This is a genomic window from Roseburia sp. 1XD42-34 (genome assembly GCF_009917385.1).
Classification (GTDB): Bacteria; Bacillota; Bacilli; order Bacillales; family Amphibacillaceae; genus Virgibacillus.
The window spans coordinates 40,280-46,635 of the sequence record NZ_QWLJ01000039.1; the positions used below are offsets into that span (position 1 = coordinate 40,280).

Annotated in this window: 5 protein-coding genes; all 5 read right to left on the bottom strand. The window is 35.2% G+C overall.

Going from position 1 to position 6,356, the window contains the following annotated elements:
- Positions 1-235: 235 nt before the first annotated feature.
- The gene (locus tag D1839_RS16485; RefSeq protein WP_120380936.1) at positions 236-1,141 is read right to left on the bottom strand and encodes a PfkB family carbohydrate kinase; all 906 of its coding nucleotides are present in this window, start codon (positions 1,139-1,141) and stop codon (positions 236-238) included.
- A complete protein-coding gene (locus tag D1839_RS16490; protein WP_120380937.1) occupies positions 1,142-2,506 on the bottom strand; it encodes a purine-cytosine permease family protein in 1,365 nt (454 codons plus the stop codon).
- Entirely contained in the window at positions 2,499-3,515 is a 1,017-nt protein-coding gene (locus D1839_RS16495) for an ADP-ribosylglycohydrolase family protein (protein ID WP_120380938.1), read from the bottom strand. The genes D1839_RS16490 and D1839_RS16495 overlap by 8 nt, the downstream gene beginning before the upstream one ends.
- Positions 3,516-3,553: 38 nt before the next feature.
- A complete protein-coding gene (locus D1839_RS16500) occupies positions 3,554-4,261 on the bottom strand; it encodes a GntR family transcriptional regulator (RefSeq protein WP_158589686.1) in 708 nt (235 codons plus the stop codon).
- Between the two features lie 1,669 nt (positions 4,262-5,930).
- The coding region (locus D1839_RS16515) for a hypothetical protein (protein ID WP_158589688.1) at positions 5,931-6,356 on the bottom strand (426 nt) is incomplete at its 5' end.

Consider the following 6,356-nt stretch of genomic DNA (forward strand, 5'->3'; position numbering starts at 1 on the left):
TATTCAAGTAAACATCCGTTTTTTTCAATCTTGATTAATATTATAATGAAAAATATCAGCCGATGTTGCTTAAATTAGAGATACCAGTAATTATAGGAATGGATAGCAATCTACAAATTATTTTATTAATTTTAAAGAGGCTGTCCAAAAAGCCCTTAAAATAAATCAGGCGAAGGAAAACAAGTCGTTTTCCTCCGCCTGATTTTGTATTTTTCGTGTCTTCCCCCTTTCGTTTTTAAAGTATATTTGCCAAGTTACAGCCGGATTGCTGAACGATTTTTTCGGAGGTACGGTTACCTAATTGACATGCTTCCTCAAGGGTTAACCCTTGAGCTAAACCGCTAATAAAAGCACCTGTATGGGAATCACCTGCACCAATGGTATCAACTACCTTCACTGATTTAGCTGGAATGATTCCAGAGCGGTCCTTGTCTAAGTAGAAACAGCCATCTGCTCCCATCGTTATGACAACAGCTTCTTTGGTTTTTTGAGATAGGAAAGTTGCCCCTTCCTCCACCGTCTTAACAGACATAAGCTCCTTTAATTCGCTGAAGTTACAGTGCACAATGGTATTTGCAGTTAAGATGGTCTCCAATACAGCTTTGTCTAAATAAGCGATGCGTGGACCAGGATCAAAAATGATTTTGGCATGGTTTGCTTTATTTTGCATGATTTCCTGAACTAAGACTTCCCCAGAAGTACCCTCTAGTTCATATCCTGACAAATAAATATAATCATAATCAGCCAGATGAATACGTTGAAACCATTCGTGTCGCCACTCTGTTTCCAAGCCGGGGATGGTAAGAAAAGTACGTTCTCCATCGGGTTCTACAAATGAAATATTCCACCCATTGTCCTTGGATGTGTCCTCTAAAATAATTGGTATTTGTTGCTTTTCTAAATGGGTACGAATCATATGAGCATGTGGACCAATACCAACTGGAACAAATAAATCATGATTTATACCAAAGTGGTTTATTACTTGTTGTACATTATAAGCACAGCCGCCAACCATCGTTTCTATATGCTCCCCGTAAACGTCCTCACCTGTTTTAGGTAATTGGTTTACATGAACGATCATATCGATTACTGCAGCTCCAATAATTAAGACATGTTTAGTTGCTGTTTGTTCTCGTTTCATTCATTTTCCCCTCCGATCACTCATAAATGGATGGATAAGAACATAAGCGATATAACCAGAGATAAAAGCAAGTAATAATCCTAAACTATTGTCCCGAAAAACCCCTACAGCAAATGGGCCGCTAAAAAAGTCGGTGTTTGTAAATAGAAACCCGATAATTACACCAATGAACCAGCTTATAATTCCGGTTTTGTTAAAATAATGCGTTCCTTTGGGTTCTAATAGCTTTAGATCATATCCGGATTTTCGATTGAAGTAGTAATCAGCTACAAAAACAGCTGCCCAGGAAGCGATTCCAATTCCGAGTAACCCAAGAAATAATTGAAAATTATATAGAAAGTCTTGTGAAATAAAGAGCACATAAACAGGAATTAGGATCATGATTGTGCCATGAACTATTAATGATCCTCGATTTGATATTTGTATATTTAATGTTTCTAAATTTACTCTTGCTGATTTTAAGCTAATGATACACTGTGGGATTAATCCACCTACTGCAGTTATAAAATAAATGATTGAAATCCATGATGGAAGAGCATGAGCAATTACATCAATTGGATTTGCTGACGTCGCAATATTTGGTAAAGATGTGCTTAATAATATACCTACAAACATAATGACAAATAAAGGGATAAAAGCCCCAAATAACACACTAAACATAATCGCATTATTCTTATTAGTTGGGACCTGATAAGCACTGTAATCTGCCCCAGCAATCGACCAACTAATTCCAGTTCCCGCCATAATAATAGACACAGCTGGAAGGAATCCTTCTAGCCAACTTCCATTTGGCATAGAAAAAAGTTGTTGAAAGTCAGTTTGTGGAATAAGAATAACTAAGATAATCAAGGTCAGTCCACCAAAAACATATGTGAAAAATGTTTGTAATTTAGCTAATTGTTGTTGATTCAATAAGCCAGAAAGTAAAACGAATGTTGCAAAAATAAGCAAGCAAATCAATGTGATGGTACTATTTTGGTCAATATGAAAAATAGTAGCTAAGGAAAGCAAAATTAGGGTGCCCGTAACGACATTAACGGATAACCACCCAACTAAATTCAACCATCCTAGAAAATTAGGAATCCAGTTTCCTTTTGTTCCAAAGGCTGCTCTTGATAACATAAACGTAGTAATACCATTTTTCTTTCCAATCACACTAATATAGCCAACAAGAATGAAGGAAAGTGCGGCAATCAGGGCAGCTAAGGTAGATTGAATAAAGCTTAGTTGAAAACCAACAATCATTGCACCATATACAACACCTAAGATACCGATGTTTGCAGCAAACCAAATGAAAAACAAATCTTTCGGTTTGCCAACTCTTTCTTCTGCAGAAACGGTAATCTTATTCTTGTTTTCAGCCATTTTTAATATCCTCCTTGGTCCATTTTTTTCGGTAGTGCAGTAAAGCCTGTGCATAGGGAGTAAAATCAACCTTATTATTATCACCAATCATTTGGAGATAGCTTGGGTCTATTTCATCGGCTCCTTGTTTAGCTCCACAAATGGCAGTTGCCATAGCCCCAATCGTATCGGTGTCTCCTCCTAAATTAGCAGCTAAGAGTGCACAGCGCTCTACCGTTTTTGCATAATAAGCAATGCTTAAAGCAGTAGGTACGGATTCACTTGTTGATACGCCGGCACCAATAACCTGATAAATATGATTGGAAAACGCTTCTTCATCATTTGAGAATTTATGAGCATATTCGAGCCCAAGTTCTAAACGTGCCTTCAGCGACGGACTGAAGGTTTCAGCACCATAAGTAAGTGCTTTATCATGGATATTCATCGTATCGGTTACAATTTCCGCCCATGTTTTTTTCTCCATGGCTGAACTGACTGCTCCTGCAATCATTGCAGCTCCTGTAATAGCAACGTCGGATGCATGGGTTACTTTGCTAACTTGCCATACATAATTAATTAATGCATCAGATTGATTAGAGTTAAATAAGCATCCAATCGGCGCAATTCGCATTGCTGCACCATTTGTTACAGCGTTTGCTGTGATTTCGGATCCACTCTTACCGTTTTTAACTGCTAAGAGAGCGGCTTTGGAGCTTGGTCCGAGAATTTCATTATCAAATGCGTGGATTTTTTCCGCCCATTCCATCAACTTTTCAGCAATGACTTGATCCTTTGGCTCAAAATCAGTTTCCATTAAAGCGTTTAAAATGATAAGTGCTTGAGTAGTATCATCGGTATACTGACCTTTTGAAAAGTGTTTGGCAACCTCATTTGATTTTGGACCGTCTAAAAAGGTTTCAATTTTTCCGAAATAGGCTTTTACTTTTCTTCGGCTCCAAAGTTCAGACGGCATTCCCATAGCATCTCCAATAGCTAGTCCATAAAGTGTTCCTAAAATTTGATTTTTCATAGTTGTCCTCCTTGATATCTCTTATTCTTTAAACATTCTTAAATATTTATAACTACATTAAAATCAGCATGATCACTATAGATAACATTCACTTTTTCAATTGCTCTTCCAAGTTGGTCGAAAACAGTTCCCTGAACATTTAGTAAGGGAAAGGAGGAAGTCATTTTAAAATAATTCATTAATTTTTCATTTGCGTCAATCGCTTTCACATGAAGACTTGCATAATTCGGTTTTGTATTAAAATTTTTTTCTAATGTGTCGTATAATGATAATTCCGAGAAGTCATATTTATCTAGCGCAGGAAACATTTCTAAATTTAATATAGACGTATCTAACGTCATCCATTCTTGCTTATCTTGCTTTTGAAAACCACGTAGTCGAATTAACTTTAAGTAATTCTTTTGCTTTTTAGTGATGATTTCATGCTTTATAACTTTTGTAATGGGCCGTTGATTCGTTTTCTTTGCATAAGCTGAAAAACCACTGAAATTCCAAATGTTTTCTCGAACCTTCCTTAAGCGGACATATGTCCCTTTACCATGAATTCTTTCGATAATACCTTCATTGCTTAATTCAGATAGAGATCGCTGGATCGTAGTACGAGTAACTTTATATTGTTCAACTAATTCGTTTTCAGAAGGAAGACGATCTCCGTTTTGATATTTCCCTGATAATATTTGTGACTTTACGTCTTCGCTAATTTGTAAATAAATAGGAATAAAGCTTGTCTTATCAATAGCCAACATAATCAACCTCCAACTGTATTTTATTTTTGACAAGTATCTATGCAAATGAAAACATATCTTGATTACTTGAGTAGACAAGTTAAATAACATGAAATCGATTTCAACTTCATCATATTCCTACTTATTTAATATGTCAATGAAAATTATAATGGATTTTTTTGCGACATATTTTTGTGTTATTTCTCAGTATATTGTAATCTATCTATCCCGTTAAGACCGTGTCCCCAATGCAACTTTTTTATTTATGTTATTAATATTTTGAAAATAAGGGTAAAAATATCTCAGGATAAAATCCTGGCACTATTTTTATCCTCTTATCTAACTGACAGTAGCAGTTTAATATACCGTTAGATTTTATAAATACCTATACCTAATAATCCAGTTGACGATAATAACGACGAATTTCTAGGGGATGGCAATTTAACTTTTCCACATGTGCATCTATTCTTTGCGTTATTGCATGCATAATAAAGTACGATAATCGGCAACGATATTTATTGCTAATTTCTGTTAATTTGTATTCTTTTGAATCTATAATTGTATAATTACCACAAATTCGAGGCAGTAAATTACCGACCCTCTGCGCTAATTCGCGCTGCTCGTCTTCTCCAACAAATAAAGTTACTGAAGTGGTTTCATCACATTCGTTCTGTATATTGAAACAGCTTAGGATATGATTGGATTACTGCCTGTTTAAATTCTTTTATTAATGATTGCACTTTCCATATCTTCAGGTTGCCAACGTACAGAACTTCTTTGGAATAAATAATAACTAATTGCATAAACACTGTTACCATTGAATATAATTTGATAGGATGATTCCATTTGCTTTAATGTATCCTGTACATATTGAGTCATAAATAATAATAATTCGTGTTTTTTTCTCTATCTGTTTTAAACAGCAAAAAATCAAATAGGTTTTCTACTTAAAAATAATCCTATTAAGGGAATGACTAGTAGAAAATACTTCAAACCCCTATTATCTGTTTAACCTTCTATCTAGTTTTGTTTTATACCTCGGTAACTTTCAATACATAGTAATTTGTAGTTCTATGTAAAAAACTAAATAAAAAATTTAGACGTTATCATGAAAAATAACACCTTAAGGAAAAAATACTATTCTTTTAATGTAGCCGCCCAAATTAGCTTTTAAAAAAGAGATACCAAAATTACCGCTAATAAAAATAGAGACAAGAAATTAAATACACCGTTTTCCATACCCTCTGCATATCTCAAAAGAGACTCATTAGCGAATATAGAGATTACAAAGAATAAATTCTGCATTAAAATCATTATTCTCTTCGACATAGTATATTGTTTCTCTCGATTTTTCTCAGTTAAATTAATATAATTTAATTTTTCAAGGCGCTTAGTTAATAAACCGATTAACCACCATACAAATAATCCTATTAAGGGAATGGCTAGTAGAAAGTACTTCGAACCCCAATTATCTGCTCCCCCTTTAGTGAAATAAATTGCTATGCGTACTGGAATCTCTGACCAAAATATAAACATATTTATCAAATGATAAACCAAAATGAGCACAGAGATAGAAGTAAGTATGCACTTAAATTATTTTACTTTTATTTCCAATTTAATCCTCCGTTTGTAATATATTATTTCACTAGCGTTGCATTAATTAAGACATTATTAAAAATACCCTAAATTCTCATCTAAAAGGCTTTTTGTCTAATAACTTCGGCGCTTTTCTTGCTGCGCCTGCACCTATTTTTGCAACGCCTGAAGCTCCTTTGACAGCCCAAATACCTGGTATGAAGGCAGCAACGGCTGCTCCGGTGGCGTACATAACACCTTCACTTTCCACGGTATCGGTGAAAGCTTGGGCAGTTGATTCCACTGCGCGCATAGGATCTTGCATAAATTGTAACGCAGCTTGTGTGTAGGCATTAACTGTTTGACTTGCACTATCCTTTAACCAAGACGGTTCAACAGGATCAGGAATAATACCAGATACGGTGACAACACCTGCGTCCTTCACAACGGTTAGCAGTCCCATGACCATTCCCGCAATGCTTTCTACAATTCCTCTTTCAAAATCATCAAGAGCTTTATTTACACCACTTACAACATCCCA